Below are 1,177 nucleotides of genomic sequence, written 5' to 3' on the forward strand. Positions count from 1 at the left end.
GAGGGGCGCCTGCCTGCGCCGGTACGCCGACGCCGGGGCGTTCGCCGCGGCCGCCGGCGGTGGTTCCGTGCCGGGCATCGCCGGGTGCGCGCCGTTCGCGACCAGCGGGGACCGGGCCGCCCGGACCCGGGCCGCCGCCGTCGGCGCCGACCTGCTGGAGACGTACCGGGCGATCGACGCGGTCGTCAACGGTGCCGACCGGGGGACGGCCGTGCCGATCGTCGTCGCGGCGTACCCGCGGCTCGTCCCCGGCGCCGGCGAGGACCCCGGCACGTGCGAGGGTCTGCTCAGCCCCGCCGAACTGCGCCTCATCGACGACGTGACCACGGCGCTCAACGACGCCGTCGCCGGCGCCGTGGCGCGCGCCCGCGCCGCGGACCTGCCCGTGTTCTACGCGGCCGACACCGCCGACGCGCTGCGCCCCAACCACACGCTGTGCGGCAAGGACCCGCACGCGGTCCGGCCCGCCCCGACGGCCGTCGCCCCGGTGCCGGCGCCGGGCGCGCTGTACCCCGACGCGGACGGGTACGCCGACCTCGCCGCCGCCCTGCAGCGGTGGAGCAACCGGTCCGAGCAGGCCACGGCCGTCGTGGTCCGGCGGGTCGGCGCGGGCGGGGACGCCCCCGAGCGGGCGGCGGAGGCCGGCGAGCTGTCCCTGGTGGACGCCCCGACCGGCGCCGGCGCCACGGTACGCGCGGGCGCGGCCTACACGGTGCGCGCCGGCGGGTTCGCGCCGGACAGCGTCGTCACGGTGACCGTGTTCTCGGCGCCGCGGTCGGCCGGAACGATCCTGGCCGACGGTGCCGGGCAGGCGAGCGGCCCCGTGGCGCTCCCGGCGGACCTGCCGCCGGGCGCACACACGCTGGTCGCGGCCGGGGTGGACGCCGCTGGCAGGCCGGTGGCCCGCTACCTGGTGGTGACCGTGGCCCGGCCGACCCCGTGGGTGCCGATCGGCCTCGCGGCGGCGGGCGCGCTGCTGGTGCTCGCCGGCGTGGTCGTGTTCCTGGTGCGGCGCCGCCGGACACGCATAATCACCCCGTGATGGATACCGAGGAGTTCTGGGCCCTGATAGACGAGGCGCGCGCCGAGGTCGACGCGCTGAAACTGGACGCCGACGACCGGCACGACGCGATCGTGCGCGCGTGCGAGGAACGGCTGGTGAGCCGCGCGCCCGCCG

Annotated in this window: 1 protein-coding gene; it reads left to right on the plus strand. The window is 78.9% G+C overall.

Features of this window, described 5'->3' with window-relative positions:
• The coding region (locus ABD211_RS33065; RefSeq protein WP_425560587.1) for a hypothetical protein at positions 1–1,042 on the plus strand (1,042 nt) is incomplete at its 5' end.
• Positions 1,043–1,177 lie beyond the last annotated feature (135 nt).

The organism is Luedemannella flava, assembly GCF_039528515.1.
GTDB classification, from domain to species: Bacteria; Actinomycetota; Actinomycetes; order Mycobacteriales; family Micromonosporaceae; genus Luedemannella; species Luedemannella flava.